Source organism: Gordonia desulfuricans NBRC 100010 (assembly GCF_001485495.1).
GTDB lineage: Bacteria > Actinomycetota > Actinomycetes > Mycobacteriales > Mycobacteriaceae > Gordonia > Gordonia desulfuricans.
In genome coordinates this window covers 1-2,617 of the sequence record NZ_BCNF01000018.1, presented here as the reverse complement: position 1 = coordinate 2,617, position 2,617 = coordinate 1, and the positions used below count along the sequence as shown (strand labels likewise).

Below are 2,617 nucleotides of genomic sequence, written 5' to 3'. Positions count from 1 at the left end.
CTCAATCACCAACGGGTCATTGCTGGTTGAGCCGATGAGGAGCGTAGCGACGAGGCGTGTCGAAACCTCAGGCGGTCGGGCTCGTCAGCGTGACCACCTCAGGGGTGGGCTTGGCTCGATCAGCCACTGAGCGTTGCTGCTTGGTCGTCAACCGGGTGCTTTGCTCGATTAGCAAGTGTGGGTTGCTGGTTGAGCCGTTGAGGAGCGGAGCGACGAGGCGTGTCGAAACCTCAGGCAGCCGAAGTCGAAACGCATCCACCGGTGGCCGCACCCCACGACCGTCGGCGTGCTCACTCAGGTGAGCACCCCACCCACGTGAGCACTCACTCACATGCGACGCCGTCTCCGTCACGATCGAGGCTCGAGCTGTATCCGGGCTGGCCGCGATACAGCGGCGCGGCTCCGGCGGCGCGCGCTTGGGCGCAACTGGAGTAGGACACACTTCCGCCACCGCCGGCGGCGGGCTTGTCGGTGGTTTCGTCTTGGGTCCCGGTCTGGGGGATCAGGCCGCGCGGGACGGTGGTGTCCTCGGCCGGGGTGTTGGGGACCCCGGTGGTTGCGGTCGACGTTGACGTCGGCGTCGCTGTGGTGGTCGGGGCACTCGTCGACGGGGTCGCCGTATCGGTGACGGTCCTGAAACTGGTGACCGTGGTGGTCGCCGGCGCGGCGGTGTCAGAGGTGTTCCCGATCAACGAGCCGACCCCGCAGCCACCGCACATGAGCAGGATCGCGACGACGATGGCACCGATGATGAGCAGTGGCTTCTTCGTCGTCGTGGATGGCGTCGGCGACTGGTCACCGTCTCCCGTAGGGGGTGTCGGCGGCCAGTGCTGGGTTGTCATCGATCGGAACCTTTCGCGAGGGCAACGTGCATTGAATCACCCTGCACACCGTCGCCGATATCCTCCGAGGGAACCAATTTCGACGATCAGACTCGACGGTGGCCTAGGTCTCCGGCTGAGTGGAACCTGTATCTGCACGCGTCCTGACCACTCCCGCAAAACGTTCGGCGATCACGGCAGCCGTCTGCCGGATAACCGGATCGGCGGCCTCGAACGCGGCCATCGTGGACTCGAGTCGGGGCGCTGCAGTGGGGTTCGCGCTGATCGCGTCGTCGATCCAGCCCCGGAATCCCGGGACCGACACCTCCGGATGGAACTGCACGCCCCACATGACGTCGCCGACGCGGAACACCTGGTTCTGGTAGTCGTCCGAGCCGGCCAGACGAGTCGCGCCGTCCGGGAGCCGGCTGATCATGTCGCGGTGGTCCTCGGCGACGAGGAGCTCCGTGCCCAGTCCCTGCAGCAGCGGATCGTCGTCGGTACCGACGGTCCGGATGGTGACCGCGCCGACCTCGGAGCTGCCGGCGCCGACCAACACCTCGCCGCCGAGTGCCTGTGAGATCAGCTGGGCGCCCAGGCAGATGCCGAGTGACGGGGTCGCACGGTCCGCGGCGTCACGGATGAGGGCGAAGATGTCGAGCAGCCATGGGTACTCGTCGGCGTCGTGCGCGCTCATCCGGCCACCGAGCACGATCACGCCGTCATAGTCGGCGATCGTCGGCACCACATCACCCGCGTGCGGTCGCACGATGTGGGCGGTCACGCCGTGTTCGGTGAGCCAGGCGTCGAAGCGATCGAGGGCGGCGATCGGATCGGGCTCGATCACGAGCACAGTGCGGGTGGTCAACGGGTTCTCCTCGAGCTCGGGCCGATGTGTGGCAACGCTACCGGGCAACGGTCGGCTCCGCGTGTCGGAGACGACGAGTAGGCTCCATCACACTCGGTGGACCGGAGGAACGGTGATGAGAAGACATCTCGCGGTCCTCGTACTCGCCACGGCCGCACTGGTCGTCGCAGGGTGCGAGGCTGATTCGGGTGAGTCGGTGTCGACGTCCGCCGTCGGCCCCCACTCCACGGTCACGGTCGGCTCCACACCGACATCGACGGTCACGGTCTACGCGACGCCCGCCACGACCGAACTGCCGGTGGAGACGACCCCGCCGCTACCAATCGTCACCGAAGGGGCACTGTGCGCATCACGTGGTTCGATCGCAGTGTTCGCCGACGGCGCGACCGCGTACTGTGCGCGACTGCAGTACACCGATGCCCTTGCCTGGTCACGCGATCCAGACCTGGCGCCGAATCCCACACCTCCAGTGCAGACGCCGGTGGGTCCGTCGATCGGCGACACATGTATCGGAGCCGATATCGGCCGTACAGCAACCGATTCCAACGGTACTGCGATTGTGTGTGACAACTACGTGTGGGTTCCGAACGTCGGCCAGACGCCCCGTCATCCGTGGGCTGACAACCAGACCGCATGGACCGAGTGCATCAAGACCCACACCACCGATGAGTGTCGGGAGATGCTCAACGGTGGCGGCTGACCACATCGAGTGCACAGTCAGTGGAACCGGGAGCCCAGTCGACGATGCTGCGTGAGTTGCTGATCTTGGTGTCGATCACGCACTGGGCGTTGGTGATCGAGCCGGGGCCCTTGTTGGTGATTGAGCCGGGACCGAGCGGAGCGAGGACCCGTGTCGAAATCTCCGTAGCGTGGGCTGGGAGGTGACCACCTCTGAGGTGGTTGCGTTCCGACGTCGGCCGTCTGAGGT

At 66.1% G+C, this 2,617-nt stretch carries 3 protein-coding genes; 1 reads left to right on the top strand and 2 read right to left on the bottom strand.

Annotated elements, in window-relative coordinates; translation table 11 throughout:
- Positions 1 to 323: 323 nt before the first annotated feature.
- Both GD1_RS02940 and GD1_RS02935 read right to left on the bottom strand, forming a co-directional pair.
- The gene (locus GD1_RS02940; RefSeq protein WP_083533816.1) at positions 324 to 842 is read right to left on the bottom strand and encodes an excalibur calcium-binding domain-containing protein; all 519 of its coding nucleotides are present in this window, start codon (positions 840 to 842) and stop codon (positions 324 to 326) included.
- 103 nt (positions 843 to 945) lie between these two features.
- Entirely contained in the window at positions 946 to 1,689 is a 744-nt protein-coding gene (locus GD1_RS02935) for a type 1 glutamine amidotransferase (RefSeq protein WP_059035529.1), read from the bottom strand.
- 115 nt (positions 1,690 to 1,804) lie between these two features.
- Here GD1_RS02935 and GD1_RS25340 point away from each other — a divergent pair, with 115 nt between their 5' ends.
- On the top strand, positions 1,805 to 2,389 hold the full coding sequence (locus GD1_RS25340) for a hypothetical protein (RefSeq protein ID WP_238403674.1): 585 nt from the start codon (positions 1,805 to 1,807) through the stop codon (positions 2,387 to 2,389).
- Positions 2,390 to 2,617: the final 228 nt, after the last annotated feature.